Source organism: Bacillus sp. FSL K6-2431 (assembly GCF_038005165.1).
GTDB lineage: Bacteria > Bacillota > Bacilli > Bacillales > Bacillaceae > Bacillus > Bacillus pumilus.
On the sequence record NZ_JBBOSQ010000001.1, the window covers coordinates 903,569 to 917,534 of the forward strand.

The following is a 13,966-nucleotide window of genomic DNA, read 5'->3' on the forward strand; positions in this document are numbered from 1 at the left end:
TTATTTCACCAGCTTTGAGACAATTGCTTCAATAATGCCTGCTGCTGCGGCAATCGCTAATAGTAAATTAAGCCACATGCTAATGACAGGAAATAATATGTATATCAGAAGTAAAGCAGCAGTGCACCACATGCCAGTACACCAATAACAGCTTAACAGCTCTCCTACCCAAGACCGCAGCCCTTTACCTTTAATGATAATATATGTCTCTACTTCACCTTGTTCATTGACCTCTTCTTGTTCTTCATGAAATAAACGGCGGAAAGGAGCAGTAATGGTATCAAACACAATGAGCCTCGTCAGTCTAAAGGATGCGAGGGCAAACACGACAAATGACAAAGCACCGCTCAGGAGCCTCCACCTCCTTCTTTCTTCTTTTTTGCGTCCTTTCTTTATATATGCAAAAAGAAAGACCGCCATGATGAATCGAGCGGAAATAAAATTGGGTTGTACTTTTTCACACTTTCCGATTCCACCTTGAGCCTCTGCTGCATTAAATAATGTATAGATAAGAAAGGAGTGAAAGTATTGTCTATTGAAGAAAGTGCTGATTTATTATACACACAACTGTTAAACGAATTAATCAGCAATTATGATGATTTCATTGAGATCAAAGATTCCGAAAATGTCACAATTCATAAAACAGATGTAACAGCCGCACTCTCCCTTCAAGCGACCGTAACGACAATCATTACTCTTTTAATCCAACTTCTTGTACCAGACGATGAATTGGCTACAGACATCACAGATCAGCTTTTAGCCACACAACAAGTGACAGTCCAAAAGAAAACTGTGATCCAAATCATCAATTGCTATAACGTCACGATTACATTATCAGATGCATCTATTATGAACTCTGTCCAAATTCTCACTCAAACATTGAATGTACTATTAGTTGAAGCTGGCATTCTTTGACCCTTTCTTTTTCTAACATTATGTATGAAAGAGGTGAAATAATCGTGGCTGAAGAGAACGAAAAAAAGGAGTTTCAAATCAACACTGATGTTGATCCATTAACGAGTCTTCTTGTAAGTGATATTTTAAACAAAAACAATATCACAGATGATCAGAAAGCAAATATTTCAGATGATCAAAGAAGAATGATTTTGAAATTAGTTGAGGACTTACAAAAGAAAGCAGATGACTTCGTACAGCAGCAGCAGGAGAAAAAAAGGCAGGCTGAGGCAGCAAAACATGTGGAAGAAGCAGCGCCTGAACCGCAAGTACGTCCAAAACGAAATTCACTTCGAGATCGTATTCAGCAGCGCCGTGATGCGCAGCGAAACAACGATTAAATAAAAATGGGTTGCCTGCTAGGGTAAATGCCCGAGACAAAACCATTCATTCCAGCATTTAATAAAGTAAACGGAAGGAGGAATAGAAATGGAATCTAAACCATACTCTTGGGTCGCTCTAGATCGTAACTGTACACACCACGGCGATTACAACAACTACGAAAGAAAAGCAGTTTGTGACGGCCACTTTTTTGATGATGAAGATGTCTTACAAGACTTTGATCAAGTGAGTTTTACAAAGCAGACGTCTGAGGAAGTCATTATCGTCAGAGACTCTTGTGACATTAACGTATCTTCTGTTGACGCACAGGTTGCAGCATCTATTCAAGTAGCTGTTCAAACAGCGATCATCACCATTACAAATATCTCAATCGCAGACGGGGATTTAGCAGACCGCGTCACACAGGATCTTTTACAAGCCGCTACTCACAAACAAACAAACCGCCAAAAACTTGTCATCGAAAATTCAAGAAACGTTACAGTATCGACAATCGATGCGGACATCTCGATCGCAATCCAAACACTTACTCAAACACTTGTTGCGACAATCGTTGCAATCGGTATCCTCTAATGTCCAAAAGCAGAGCGAAAAGCTCTGCTTTTCCTTTTATAAAAATACAACAAATATAAATAGTCATTTACCCACACCAACTAGAGGGCGCATACATATGTTGTTAAGGACTAAAGTCAAATACCTTGTTAAAGGAGCTGAAATCCATGAGCTGCGGAAAACACCATGGCCGACATGATGAAAACTGTGTATGCGATGCGGTTGATAAGATTTTAGCAGAGCAGGAAGCTGTAGAAGATAAATGTCCTACGAGCTGCTACAGTAATTTATTAAGCCCAACCGTTTCTGGAAAAGATACGATTCCGTTTTTACTTTTCGATAAAAAAGGCGGATTGTTTTCTACTTTCGGAAACATTGGAGGATTTGTTGACGATTGCCAATGCTTCGAATCCATTTTCTTCCGGGTTGAAAAATTACACGACTGCTGTGCTACGTTATCTGTATTAAGACCTGTTGATGTACACGGACATACGCTAAGCGTTTGTCACCCTTGTGACCCTGACTTCTTTGGTTTAGAAAAAACGGACTTTTGTATTGAGGTTGATCTAAACTGCTTCTGCGCAATCCAATGTTTAAACCCAGAACTAGTAGACAGAGTCATGCCATCGAAAGATAAAAAGCATCATCACCACGGCTAAATCAACCGGCCATTGATCTCACTTGTCATGAGTCAAAGCATCCCCTTCCTTACGAATGACAGTCAATCATGCGGAGCAGTCAGCATAAGAGCTGCCGCTTCCGCATTGATTGTAAGTAGAAGTATCAACCGGCAAAACAAAAAGCTTGTAGATGATGACAGTGCTCAAACACTCAAACAAATTTCCTAGTATAGGAGGGTTGAATATGAGCCGCAAACATTCATGGAATTGTGTAGCAGAGGCTGTTGAAAATATTAACGACTTACAAAATGCCGTCGAAGAAGAATGCCCGACCAGCTGTTACAGCAATCTCCTTTCTTCATCCCATTCATTAGGTGACACTGTCCCGTTTGTTCTCTTTACATCCAAATCAAAACCATTCGTCGCATTCGGAAACGTCGGAGAAGTAGATGCAGGTCCTTGCTTCAGCACTACATTTTTCAGAGTCGAACACATCTCTGACCACTGCGCAACACTCAGCTTGCTTATCGCATTTGACAAAGACCGTCATATTTTAGATTTTACAGACAAAGATTCCGTATGTGATGTGTTCCGATTAGAAAAATCGAAGTATTGCATTGAAGTAGATCTTGACTGCTTCTGCGCAATCGAGTGCTTAAATCCACGACTCATCAACCGTAACTGCTAACAAAAAAAGTCCCTCTATGGGACTTTTTTTATTCGTTAAAAGCCAAGTGGATGAATCGAGGAAATTTCATCTATTGCTAATTCAACTGGATTTCCCCCGCCCGCTGTTCGAATGACCACTGTATCTTCTTTTCGATCCATGATAATCCCTCTATATGTTTTACCATCAGCTTCAATCAGGCAAAGGGCTCTTGGCATATTATGAGGCAGGCTTGTGAGAAAATCGACTTTTTCGTCAATGCTCATCTGACTTAAAGGCTTTTTCACTCGTTTTCTTCTAGGTTCTTCTTTTGTTTCATGAAAAACGCCTTCTGGCGGCTTCTCCTCTTCTCGCTGAGGTTTTCGTTCTTGTATAAGCTCTGGCTCTTTTGTGATGTCTTGTTCTTGGGTAAGCTCTGCTTCTTGCATCATGTCTTGCTCTTGCTGACGCTCAGGCGGCTTTGCTTCTTTTTTCTTCTCGATTTCTTGAGCCACGGGTTCCTCGTGCGTACTTTCTTCGATCTTGTCTTTTTTACTCTTAGAAATTTCTTGTGGTTTTTCTGATTTCTTTCGCTTTCTCACAATATTTTGCATGGCCGGCATTGATTCATCATAGCTCGGCTGAACAATATACATAAGTGGCTTCTGGTTCTCATCACCTTTATTTGACATACTAATCCCTCCCGAATGATTCATTCCTTATATATATGAGCGGACGCCTCAAATCAGAAGAAAAATAAAAAAACAGCATACCCTTATTCGGTATGCTGCAAATCATTTAATTGGTTAGCGAGCAATGATATGGAAGCCAGAATCAACATGCAGATTCTCACCTGTCATGCCGCGTGATAGATCACTGAATAAGAATAGAGCTGTATCGCCAACTTCTTCAGGAGTCGTTGTACGGCGAAGCGGTGCACGCTCTTCAATATCCTTCAGAATGGTATTAAAACCACTGATGCCTTTTGCAGATAGCGTACGAATTGGACCAGCAGAAATACTATTCACACGGATACCTTCTGCGCCTAAATCAGCTGCTAAGTATTTCACACTTGCTTCAAGTGCTGCTTTTGCTACACCCATTACGTTGTAGTTAGAAACCACACGCTCTCCGCCTAGGTATGTAAGCGTGACAATGCTTCCACCTTCTGTCATTAATGGACGTGCTGCTTTTGCTACAGCTGTTAAAGAGTATGCACTAATGTTGTGCGCCAAAAGGAAACCTTCACGGTTCGTGTTTAAGTATTCACCGACAAGCTCTTCCTTGTTTGCAAATGCAATCGCATGCGCAACGCCATGAATGACTTGTACTTTTTCTTTAATTGTAGCGAAACATTTTTCGATTTCTTCGTCACTTGTCACGTCACATGGAAGAATGATTGAATCATCGCGCTCAAGTGTGCTTGCAAGTTCTTTTACAGATTCAGCAAGACGATCTCCAACATAAGTAAAAATCAAACGAGCTCCAGCTTCGTGAAGTGAGCGGGCAATTCCCCAAGCGATGCTTCGTTTATTGGCAACACCCATTACCACGATATTACGGCCTTCTAAAGAAAAGTTCATATGTAATAAAGCCTCCTATTTTTTCAAGACATAGTATTAGTACCTGATCATAATATTATCACAGATCAAGAGAGAATGACAATTTCCGCAGAAAGAAAGTTTTTTTTTTCATCAAAAAACCGTCCTCGCAAATGAAGACGGTTCGATTCTCTCATCGTTTGAGCCGGTTTTGCTGATAAGCAAAATGGTTGGTAGGTCCGTGTCCAGCCCCAATATTCAAAGGGAACTTGATGGCTTCATGGACAAAGGTTTCTGCTGTGTCAAAAGCCTCCCTCATGGAGGATCCTTTCGCAATTTCAGCTGTTAATGCCGCTGCAAACGTGCAGCCTGTGCCATGTGTATGGGGAGTATCAATGTGTTCGTTTGTGACTTCTATAAAGCCTTTTCCATCATACAATAGGTCTGTAATCATTCCGCCAGATGGACCGTGACCGCCTTTGATCACGACATGTTTCGTACCAAGCTCATATAAACGCTCCGCTGCTAGATAGCGATCCTCTTTTGTCTGAATCCGCATGCCTGTCAGCACTTCTGCCTCAGGAAGATTCGGCGTTACGGCATAGCTGACAGGCAGCAAGTGTGTTTTCAACGCTGTGACCGCATCTTCATTTAATAAAGAAGCGCCTCCCTTTGCGATCATCACTGGATCGACAATGAGCTTCATGTCATATTGAACCGTTTTTTCAGCAACTATCTTGATCATGTCTGCGCTCCACAGCATTCCTGTTTTGACGGCATCTGGCAGTAAATCCTCTGCCACTGCATCAATTTGACTTTCTAACGCCTCGTTTGAAAGCGGATATACTCCGTGAACACCTAGTGTGTTTTGTGCTGTAATCGCTGTGATCGCAGACATTCCGAACACACCGAGCTCCTGAAAGGTTTTTAAATCAGCTTGAATGCCTGCTCCGCCGCCAGAATCAGAACCTGCAATTGTGAATGCTTTTTTGATCGTCATTTCATCACACCTCTCATTAGCCAATCCATTGATGATAAATGGTTCTTGCTTTTGCCATATCATTTGTGCCATGGACAAGGGCTCTGCCGTCTTTAAATAAGACAAGCTTATATTCATCCTTTTGACAGGAAAGCAAATACGGATTTTCAAGGACATCCATCCCTGCTTTCTTTAACCGAAGAGCCACTTCGTGTAATGGCGGCGGGGTTTCGGCTGCACTGCGGATTTGGACCGTATTGCGGCCGCATAGTACATCTGCTTTCGCTCTCTTGTCATAGGAGAGAAAAGGATATGTCTTCAGCCCACAGCTTGGACATTGCTTCTTCTTTAAGGAGCTGGCTGATCGGATGTCAGACCGCTCATTGGTCCATAAATCAAAGGATCTTAAAATTGGCGTCACTTGATGACCTGTTAAATACTTCAGAGCATCTGCCACTTGATATGCTGCCACCTGCTGCACAACTGGACTAATGATACCGGCTGTATCACATGTCATGCCTTGTGCGGGTAAATGTTCAAGCAGGCAGTGTAAACACGGCGTTTCACCTGGCATGACAGTAAATTGAATACCATAGCTGGCGACGCAAGCTCCATAAAGGAATGGAATTTGATGTTTGACGGCAGCATCATTTGCGATCATTCTCACCTCAAAATTATCCGCTGCATCAACAATGATTGAAGCTCCGCTGACAAGTTCATCAATATGTTCAGCGGTCACATCAATGACAATTCCTTTGACATGCACGTCACTGTTCACCTGCTTGAGTCTATTTTCAGCTGCCACAGCCTTTGGCAGCCGATCCTGTACATCTTGCTCTGTGTAAAGCTGCTGACGCTGAAGGTTGCTCCATTCAATATAATCTCGATCCAAAATGGTGACAGATCCAACGCCAGCACGAACGAGCATTTCCGCACTAGCTGTTCCAAGCGCTCCTGCACCAATAATGACAGCCTTTGAGTCATTTAACCGCTTTTGCCCCTCTATGCCGATTGGCTGAAAGAGCTCTTGTCGTGAATAACGTGTGCTCAAAATGCCGGCATTCCTTCCTGCGGACTGCTTGCTGTCCCGTAGTTTCTCAAAGGAATACGTCCCGCCTCGAAGCCGAGCCTTCCTGATTCAATCGCCAGCTTCATGGCTTTAGCCATTTTCACAGGGTCCTTTGCACCTGACACAGCGGTGTTCAGTAATACAGCGTCAGCCCCTAGCTCCATCGCATAAGCCGCATCCTTTGGAGAGCCTACACCAGCATCAATAATCACCGGTACCTTTGCCTGCTCGATAATAAATGAGAGATTCAGAGGGTTTAGTAAGCCTTGCCCTGAACCAATCGGCGAAGCACCTGGCATGATGGCATGGACACCTAGCTCTTCTAATTTTCTTGCCAGTACCACATCATCAGATGTATATGGCAGCACGATAAATCCTTCTTCGAGTAGCATTTCGGATGCTTTTAACGTTTCGACTGGATCTGGCAGAAGAGACCTTGAGCAGCCAATGACTTCTACCTTGATCATGTCACACAGTCCAGAAGCCTTTGCTAAACGAGCAATACGAACTGCCTCTTCCGCTGTACTAGCACCAGCTGTATTCGGAAGCAGCGTATATTTTGATAAATCAAGCTGCTCCAAAAAGTTTGGCTGAGATGCTTCGAAAATGTTCATTCTTCTCACAGCAAAGGTTAATATTTCTGCTTCTGATACGTTCACGGCTTCTTTTTGAACTTCAAATGATGGGTACTTTCCTGTACCAAGTAATAATCTTGATGTGAATGTCTTTCCGCCAATGTGCAGCATGTTGTCATCCTCCTCCTACAAAGTGAACGATTTCGATCGTGTCATTAGGTTCAATTTTCACTTGTTGAAACGCTTCTTTATCGATAATTTCTTGGTTCTTTTCCACAATCACTACTCGATTTTCAAGCTGATAGTCTGATAGCAGGTCATAGATCGTTCCATTTTCTTGTTCGAAATCAACGATTCTGCCATTCAATTGAATTTTCATACAAACAGTGCCTCCTTTCGGCCAATACGAAATGCGTGAAGCCATTCCTTTTGGACCGGTTCACCTAATATCAGGTCGCGAATGATTTCTCCAGTAATCGGGGCAAGTAAAATACCATTTCTGTAATGCCCTGCAGCAAAAAGAATACGCTGATCTTCCGGGTGTCTTCCGATATAAGGATGCCGGTCGCTTGTCGCCGGACGAAGGCCAGCCCAGCACTGATCAATCGGCATCTCCTTGATCGAAGGCATCAGCTGTGACGCCTTTTGAATAACAGCTTCAATGCCGCCAAGCGTCGGAACAGTTTGCCACTCGTTTGGCTTCATCGTTGCGCCAACGACCAGTTTGCCGCTATCTCGTTGAACGATGTAACTATGATCATGGTAAATGGTGTGTTGGAGTGCTGGACCATGATTCCATACAGACACACATTCCCCTTTTACTGGATAAAGAGAATGAGATAATCCAAGCTCTTCAAAAAAACGGCCAGACCATACACCACTTGCTACAGTGAGATCATCACATGTGAATGTTCCCTTCGTTGTTCTAATCGCTAACGCTTCTTTCTCCCGCTTCACTTCGATCACGGGTGTACACTCATTCACTTCTGCCCCGTACCTGACCGCCGCCTGCCAAAATGCCCGGCATACCGCATAAGGTTCGACATGAACATCCTCTTTAATCAAACCTGCTCCTAAGATGTTCTCTGCTATTTGAGGCATGCATTTTTTTACGCTGCTTGCGTCAAGCCACTCAAATGTAGACAAATGCTGCATGCGGCAAAGTGCTTGTTTCTCCTCTTCTGTAAAGGCTACCTTCATGATACCGCCCGCTGATGTTCGAATATCAATGCCAGATTCATGCTGTAGATCGACTTTTAACTTTTCGTACAATGCCTGGCTTGCTCTGCCTACTTGAAAAAAAATATCCTTATGACCCTCTCCTTCAGCATGTGCACCAAGCATCCCAGCAGCCGCACTTGTCGTTTGCTTCCCTACCTCATTCGCCTCAAATAAGACGACCTGCTTTCCTGCTTTTGCAAGGTGATAGGCAATGGACATCCCTATGATTCCACCACCAATGATTGCCACATCATAATGCTTCTTCATAAGGATGCTCCTTTACTTGTTTAGAAAATGCTTGTGCCATCTTGCGCGGCTGATGATGAGTAAAAATTCCAGACATGACAGCAATCCCTTTCACATTCGCGTGTCTCAATTCTGGAATGCGGTCAGGTGTCACACCACCGATTGCCACGACTGGAATAGATAGTAGAGATGTCAGTTCTTTCACAAGCTGTACGCCTCTTGCCTGAAGTCCTGGTTTACAAGTGGTGTCATATACGTGACCAAATATGACATACTCTGCTCCATTTTTCTCAGCTGCTTTCCCTTCTTCAATCGAATGAACAGAGACGCCCGCATGAAGATGAGGGAATTTTTGCCGCAGCTCTTTTGGCGAAAAGCTATGGCCCGGGAGATGTACCCGGTGAATATTGGTGAGCAGTGCAACGTCTACTCTGTCGTTGATGATGAGCTTCTCTTTCGGTACACCTTCTAAAAGGAGACCTTTCACGAGATCAACAAGCTCACTTGCTGTTTTAGACCGTTCCCGGATATGAATAAAATCCACTTCAGGTGCAATTTTTTTTATTTGTTTGATCAGCTCACCCGCAGGAAGCGAATCATTTGTCACTGCGTGGAGTTCCATTTGCACCAACCCCATCTAAGCATGCTGTTTGCCACATTTCTTTTTGATACGCCATCTCCCAGAAATGGTATTCGTAATAGCTTGAAATCACAAAATTTTCTTTCATATTGGCCCGTACATGTTCTGGTGCTTTTTCGGCTAGTTCATCAAAGCGGTTGACCTGTTCAAAGACAAGTTCCTTAAACCAATCCCCTCCATATGTCAAAATCCATTCCTGATAAATCGGATGGTCAGGTGTGGTTTGTTTCAGCTTTTCACCCACCTCATAATAAAGCCAGTAGCACGGCAATAACGCAGCTAATATCTCTTCGAATCGTCCGCTTTTCACAGATCGGTACATATGAGACGTATACGCATATGCAGTGGGAGAAGGCTTAAAGTTCTCGATGGCTTCATCTGAAATCTCTAAAAGCTCTGTAAACTTTCTATGCAGCGACAGCTCTGCTTCATACGTTCCCTGCGCATGATACGCCATTCTGCCGGTCGTATGTAAGTCCTCACTAATTGCCGCTCCATATGCTTGCACCTTTGCAAAATGAGTTAAATAATATGAATCTTGCATCACATAATACGTGAAACGATCGAGTGACAGCGTGCCATCGCCAATCCCTTTCACAAAGGGGTGTGTAAAGCTTCCATTCCACCATGGTGCTGCTGCTTCTTTACATTCAGTTGAAAATGTCATGTTTCTCTCCTCCTGTTTTTCCATATAAAAAAGCCACTTTCCGTATGGAAAGTGGCTTGGAATTTGTAAAAAGCATAATCAAAAACCGCACCACTTCCCTACGCAGGTATGAACCTGTTCAGGTAATGAGGGTCTAAAAGTCGATACTTTTATCTCAGCCCTTTTAAAGGACTCCCCTAGTGGATCAAATATATGATGTTGTACTTCTATCTTAATCAGGAATTGTTCATTGGTCAAGGGTTCATTCTCACTCTAATTGGGCTCTAAGTCCTGCTACATACTCACGAGAGCCCGACACAAGAACACGGTCACCGCTTCTAAGCGTCGTATCTCCATGTGGTACTAAGCTGTCTATCCCTCTGAAAATACGGACAAAGACCAAATCGCCGGTAAACGGAAATTCCCTCAGCATGACATTGTGATAGCGATGATTGTTCATTTGAATTTGATACAAGGAAGTATCCTCATTTGTTAATAATCGAATCGCATCCGGTGCTTCAATCAAGGCTCTTAGCACCGTTTTAGATGATAGGAAATTAGAAAACGTATCAATGCCCGCTTCCTTCAATGTTAGCTCTGCCTCAGCTTTATTCACACTCGCAATGACTTGTTTTGCTCCTTCTTCCTTTGCAAATAAAGCAATTTCCTTATTTTTCGTCTCACTGCCTGTTGCGACGACGAGGACATCCTCCTGGCCAACGCCTGCCTTTCGCAGCGTCTCATCGTCGTACTCTTCAATTGATTCGACTTCAAAGATGGAGTCGGCGAGCATCGCTTCTTTATTTTCTTGAAAGACATGCAAAATTCGAATATCATATTCATCCTGATGTAAATCGAGTGTGACAGGTAAGGTCAGCTGATTTGCACCAATAAAGGTCACACGTTTTTTATGGCTCACAGCTTGTTCTTTTTTAAACAGTGCTTTAAACCAAACTGGCGTTAAAATACTCGTGAGTATCGCGACTAAAATCAGCGCGCCGGACATTTTATGATCAATGACTCCGAGCCGCTCCCCGATCGTCGCAGCTGCAATGACGAGTGATAATGTCGATGTTAATAAAAAGCCAGAGCCGATTACTTTTTTCATGTCATACCATTTTTTCAAATAAAGAATCGGGATGAGCTTACTAATCAGTAATGCAATAAATAGCAGCGGGATCATGATCATAATAGTTGGGTCCTTGAACAGTGCCCATATATTCAAATCCACTCCGACCATCACAAAGAAGATGGGGATCAAAAATCCGTAGCCAAATGAATCCAGCTGCTGGACAAGCTCTTTATTCGGCGAAAGAAGGGACACAAGTACGCCCGCTAAAAACGCCCCAAGAATATTTTCAGCACCGAGTGATTCAGATAAAGCAACTAAGACTATAATGAGAGTAAAGATCGCCCTTGTCCCAATTTGCACAGTCCCTTTTGACATGGACTGAAAAATTGACTTTGTCTTAAATACGCGGCCAAATAAATAAAGAAGGATGCCCGCAGCAAATAATAAGAGCAGAAGCCACATATTCCCTGTACCATCGCCATAAATGGAGGAAAATACAGCAAGTAAAATCATCGTCACCAAATCCGCAATGACAGCGACAAGCAAGATGATTTGACCGATATTCGTCTGCATCAATTTTTCCTCTTTTAAGGTGGGAACCACTACCCCTAATGAGATCGTCGATATAATGAGCGTCATTAAAAAGGCATTTTGGATAAACCCTGCAAGGACAAACGCATAGGACAGAATAAAAGAAATACTAAATACGCCAAGAAAAACAATAGTGGCTGCTTTAAACGTATTCGGTTCTTTTAGACCATTTGGTAGTTCTCGTGCTTTCTTCTTTGACTCGAAAGAAGAAAAATCTATTTCAAGTCCACTTAAAAACATCAGAAAAATAAAACCGAGCATGGATAACGTATCTAACCATGCATCATGTTCAACTACCAGTTGAAGACCGCTTTTTCCAATGATGAGCCCCATGATGATTTCAGCAACAACGACCGGAATGGTCAGCTTAAATCGGTGCAATAAAAGTGGGGTGAAAAAGGCAACAATAATAACGACAACGAGTGATGAAACAGATGTATGCTCCATTGGCTAAAGCCTCCTAACATTGATGTTTAATCTTTTATGGTTTACGTTAAAGCATTGATTCTAACAATTGCCTAAATGAAAAGAAAGCCATTCGTTATATGTTCTAAAATTCAAACTTCTTTAACCCCGATGAATGGATGAGAAAAATCAGGAGGAAATCTTATGAAATTTGATATCATTGGTGATATCCACGGCTGCTACGAAGAGCTGCTTGCCCTCATACACAAACTAGGATACGAATTCAAACATGGATTACCCGTCCATCCTGATAAGAGAACGCTAGCACTTGTCGGTGATTTAACAGATCGAGGACCTCAGTCAGTAGATGTCATGCGATTTGTCATTCATGCCTACGCACACGGCGCGATCCGCTACGTACCTGGCAACCATTGCTTTAAGCTTTATCGCTATTTAAAAGGAAATCCGGTGAAATTACTTCATGGCATTGAAACCACAGTGAACGAAATAAAAAAGCTGCCCCTTCATGAACAAACCAAATTGTCACATGAATTTAAGCAGCTATTTGAGAAGGCTCCGCTTTACGATGTACTTATTCCTGATGAACTGATGATTGCTCACGCAGCGATGAAGGAAAAGGACATTGGAAGAAAGCCGAACAAACAGATGCGATCCTATCTATTATTTGGCGCAGTCACAGGAGAAACGTGGCCGGATGGGCGACCTGTGCGGAAGGATTGGGCAAAGGAATATCGCGGAAAACCATGGATTGTCTACGGACATACACCAGTGAAAGAACCGCGATTCGTTGGCAGAACTGTCAACATTGATACAGGCTGTGTATTTGGCCATCGGCTGTCTGCCCTTAAATATCCTGAGCTTGAAACGGTTTCTGTTCCTTCCTCTATGCCTTATGACGATTCAAGGTTTCAGCATTTCACATCATAAAAAAACCCGGTCCTGCGCTTGCAGGTAGCCGGGTTTCTCTATTTAAAGCAGCAATGATTTCATGTCTTCAGGAAGCGGAGCCGAGAATGTCATTTCCTCCCCGGTCATCGGATGAGGAAAGACAAGAGTCTCACTATGCAGTGCCTGCCGGTTCATCTGCTCACTCGTCCCGCCATATAACGTATCTCCGATGAGCGGATGACCAAGATACTGCATATGAACACGAATTTGATGGGTTCTCCCCGTTTCAAGTGCCAGCGTCACATCTGACATGTTCAACTCAGCATCCACCGCTCGCACTGTAAAATGCGTCACAGCTTCCTGCCCAGTATCATCGACCATTCGCTCGATGATACTATCTCCTTTTCGGGCAATTTTTGCACGAATGGTTCCATGCTTTTCTTTGATCATGCCATGTGTAAACGCTCTGTATGTTCGTTTGACCGCTCCACTTTTCTGCGCTTTTGATAAAAGGCTGTGGGCAAAGCGATGCTTGGCCACAAGCATGACGCCAGATGTATCACGATCAAGGCGGTTCACTAAATGAACCGTCAGCCGAACAGACTGCTCTGCATAATGATGCAGCAATCCATTCGCAATACTGTGCTCTCGGTGCTCCCGAGAAGGAATGGACGGAATATATGGCTTTTTATTCAGCACAAGGACATGCTCATCCTCAAATAAAATATCAAGCGGAATCGGAGCAGGCTTTAGCCCTTCACTCACTTTTTCCTCTGGGAATAAAATGGTGAGCCTGTCTCCGTTATGCAGCTTGTATCTCACAGTCACATGCTCTCCATTAATGAGGAGATCACCGCCATCAAATTTAATATCCGTCAGCATTCTTTTCGAAATGCCAATATCTATTAAATAATCCTTTAAAAGCAGCCCTTCTTCTTTGGCTGTCATGGTTTTGTTTAGT

At 43.1% G+C, this 13,966-nt stretch carries 18 protein-coding genes and 1 riboswitch; of the genes, 6 read left to right on the plus strand and 12 right to left on the minus strand.

Going from position 1 to position 13,966, the window contains the following annotated elements; all coding sequences use genetic code 11:
- Positions 1–351 (minus strand): DUF1360 domain-containing protein, encoded by a 351-nt coding sequence (locus tag MHH40_RS04645; protein ID WP_034620057.1) that lies wholly within the window; start codon positions 349–351, stop codon positions 1–3.
- A gap of 177 nt (positions 352–528) precedes the next feature.
- Here MHH40_RS04645 and MHH40_RS04650 point away from each other — a divergent pair, with 177 nt between their 5' ends.
- From MHH40_RS04650 to MHH40_RS04670, 5 genes are all read left to right on the plus strand, one after another.
- Positions 529–915, plus strand: a complete 387-nt coding sequence (locus MHH40_RS04650; protein ID WP_044140425.1) for a spore coat protein — start codon at positions 529–531, stop codon at positions 913–915.
- Between the two features lie 44 nt (positions 916–959).
- Positions 960–1,295: a hypothetical protein gene (locus MHH40_RS04655; RefSeq protein ID WP_050945253.1), complete on the plus strand. Its 336-nt coding sequence runs from the start codon at positions 960–962 to the stop codon at positions 1,293–1,295.
- 88 nt (positions 1,296–1,383) lie between these two features.
- Entirely contained in the window at positions 1,384–1,866 is a 483-nt protein-coding gene (locus MHH40_RS04660) for a spore coat protein (protein ID WP_044140423.1), read from the plus strand.
- Positions 1,867–2,012: 146 nt separating this feature from the next.
- A complete protein-coding gene (locus MHH40_RS04665) occupies positions 2,013–2,504 on the plus strand; it encodes a CotY/CotZ family spore coat protein (protein WP_003211658.1) in 492 nt (163 codons plus the stop codon).
- Positions 2,505–2,709: 205 nt separating this feature from the next.
- A complete protein-coding gene (locus tag MHH40_RS04670) occupies positions 2,710–3,153 on the plus strand; it encodes a CotY/CotZ family spore coat protein (protein ID WP_044140422.1) in 444 nt (147 codons plus the stop codon).
- Positions 3,154–3,188: 35 nt separating this feature from the next.
- On the opposite strand, the gene MHH40_RS04675 is transcribed toward MHH40_RS04670, so the two are convergent.
- The 10 genes from MHH40_RS04675 to MHH40_RS04720 form a co-directional block, all read right to left on the minus strand.
- Entirely contained in the window at positions 3,189–3,803 is a 615-nt protein-coding gene (locus MHH40_RS04675; protein WP_050945254.1) for a spore coat CotO family protein, read from the minus strand.
- 114 nt (positions 3,804–3,917) lie between these two features.
- A complete protein-coding gene (fabI, locus tag MHH40_RS04680) occupies positions 3,918–4,694 on the minus strand; it encodes an enoyl-ACP reductase FabI (RefSeq protein WP_003211867.1) in 777 nt (258 codons plus the stop codon).
- A gap of 151 nt (positions 4,695–4,845) precedes the next feature.
- On the minus strand, positions 4,846–5,652 hold the full coding sequence (thiD, locus tag MHH40_RS04685; RefSeq protein WP_050945255.1) for a bifunctional hydroxymethylpyrimidine kinase/phosphomethylpyrimidine kinase: 807 nt from the start codon (positions 5,650–5,652) through the stop codon (positions 4,846–4,848).
- 16 nt (positions 5,653–5,668) lie between these two features.
- Complete coding sequence (locus MHH40_RS04690) at positions 5,669–6,682, minus strand: thiazole biosynthesis adenylyltransferase ThiF (RefSeq protein ID WP_050945256.1); 1,014 nt, start codon at positions 6,680–6,682, stop codon at positions 5,669–5,671.
- Positions 6,679–7,446, minus strand: coding sequence for a thiazole synthase (locus MHH40_RS04695; protein WP_050945257.1), 768 nt, complete (start codon positions 7,444–7,446; stop codon positions 6,679–6,681). The genes MHH40_RS04690 and MHH40_RS04695 overlap by 4 nt, the downstream gene beginning before the upstream one ends.
- Positions 7,447–7,450: 4 nt before the next feature.
- Positions 7,451–7,654 (minus strand): sulfur carrier protein ThiS, encoded by a 204-nt coding sequence (thiS, locus tag MHH40_RS04700; RefSeq protein WP_044139614.1) that lies wholly within the window; start codon positions 7,652–7,654, stop codon positions 7,451–7,453.
- Positions 7,651–8,763 carry a glycine oxidase ThiO gene (gene thiO / locus MHH40_RS04705; RefSeq protein WP_050945258.1) on the minus strand — a complete coding sequence of 371 codons (1,113 nt, stop codon included), beginning with the start codon at positions 8,761–8,763 and terminating at the stop codon, positions 7,651–7,653. The genes thiS and thiO overlap by 4 nt, the downstream gene beginning before the upstream one ends.
- Positions 8,747–9,364 (minus strand): thiazole tautomerase TenI, encoded by a 618-nt coding sequence (gene tenI / locus MHH40_RS04710; RefSeq protein ID WP_050945259.1) that lies wholly within the window; start codon positions 9,362–9,364, stop codon positions 8,747–8,749. Before tenI ends, thiO begins: the two co-directional genes overlap by 17 nt.
- Complete coding sequence (gene tenA / locus MHH40_RS04715; RefSeq protein WP_003211004.1) at positions 9,339–10,049, minus strand: thiaminase II; 711 nt, start codon at positions 10,047–10,049, stop codon at positions 9,339–9,341. Before tenA ends, tenI begins: the two co-directional genes overlap by 26 nt.
- 78 nt (positions 10,050–10,127) lie before the next feature.
- A riboswitch (TPP riboswitch) is annotated at positions 10,128–10,237 on the minus strand.
- 59 nt (positions 10,238–10,296) lie between these two features.
- Complete coding sequence (locus MHH40_RS04720; protein WP_050945261.1) at positions 10,297–12,138, minus strand: monovalent cation:proton antiporter family protein; 1,842 nt, start codon at positions 12,136–12,138, stop codon at positions 10,297–10,299.
- Positions 12,139–12,300: 162 nt separating this feature from the next.
- On the opposite strand from MHH40_RS04720, the gene prpE reads away from it, so the two are divergent.
- On the plus strand, positions 12,301–13,044 hold the full coding sequence (gene prpE, locus MHH40_RS04725) for a bis(5'-nucleosyl)-tetraphosphatase PrpE (RefSeq protein WP_003211819.1): 744 nt from the start codon (positions 12,301–12,303) through the stop codon (positions 13,042–13,044).
- Positions 13,045–13,086: 42 nt separating this feature from the next.
- Here prpE and MHH40_RS04730 read toward each other — a convergent pair whose 3' ends face one another.
- Positions 13,087–13,953, minus strand: a complete 867-nt coding sequence (locus MHH40_RS04730; RefSeq protein WP_050945263.1) for an RluA family pseudouridine synthase — start codon at positions 13,951–13,953, stop codon at positions 13,087–13,089.
- Between the last annotated feature and the right edge of the window lie 13 nt (positions 13,954–13,966).

Bases quoted from the DNA above. Each gene is read 5' to 3' on its own strand.
- MHH40_RS04660 (WP_044140423.1), top strand. From the start codon at position 1,384: ATGGAATCTAAACCATACTCTTGGGTCGCTCTAGATCGTAACTGTACA.
- MHH40_RS04665 (WP_003211658.1), top strand. From the start codon at position 2,013: ATGAGCTGCGGAAAACACCATGGCCGACATGATGAAAACTGTGTATGC.
- MHH40_RS04670 (WP_044140422.1), top strand. From the start codon at position 2,710: ATGAGCCGCAAACATTCATGGAATTGTGTAGCAGAGGCTGTTGAAAAT.
- MHH40_RS04675 (WP_050945254.1), bottom strand. From the start codon at position 3,803: ATGTCAAATAAAGGTGATGAGAACCAGAAGCCACTTATGTATATTGTT.
- fabI (WP_003211867.1), bottom strand. From the start codon at position 4,694: ATGAACTTTTCTTTAGAAGGCCGTAATATCGTGGTAATGGGTGTTGCC.
- thiD (WP_050945255.1), bottom strand. From the start codon at position 5,652: ATGACGATCAAAAAAGCATTCACAATTGCAGGTTCTGATTCTGGCGGC.
- MHH40_RS04695 (WP_050945257.1), bottom strand. From the start codon at position 7,446: ATGCTGCACATTGGCGGAAAGACATTCACATCAAGATTATTACTTGGT.
- thiS (WP_044139614.1), bottom strand. From the start codon at position 7,654: ATGAAAATTCAATTGAATGGCAGAATCGTTGATTTCGAACAAGAAAAT.
- thiO (WP_050945258.1), bottom strand. From the start codon at position 8,763: ATGAAGAAGCATTATGATGTGGCAATCATTGGTGGTGGAATCATAGGG.
- tenI (WP_050945259.1), bottom strand. From the start codon at position 9,364: ATGGAACTCCACGCAGTGACAAATGATTCGCTTCCTGCGGGTGAGCTG.
- tenA (WP_003211004.1), bottom strand. From the start codon at position 10,049: ATGACATTTTCAACTGAATGTAAAGAAGCAGCAGCACCATGGTGGAAT.
- MHH40_RS04720 (WP_050945261.1), bottom strand. From the start codon at position 12,138: ATGGAGCATACATCTGTTTCATCACTCGTTGTCGTTATTATTGTTGCC.
- prpE (WP_003211819.1), top strand. From the start codon at position 12,301: ATGAAATTTGATATCATTGGTGATATCCACGGCTGCTACGAAGAGCTG.
- MHH40_RS04730 (WP_050945263.1), bottom strand. From the start codon at position 13,953: ATGACAGCCAAAGAAGAAGGGCTGCTTTTAAAGGATTATTTAATAGAT.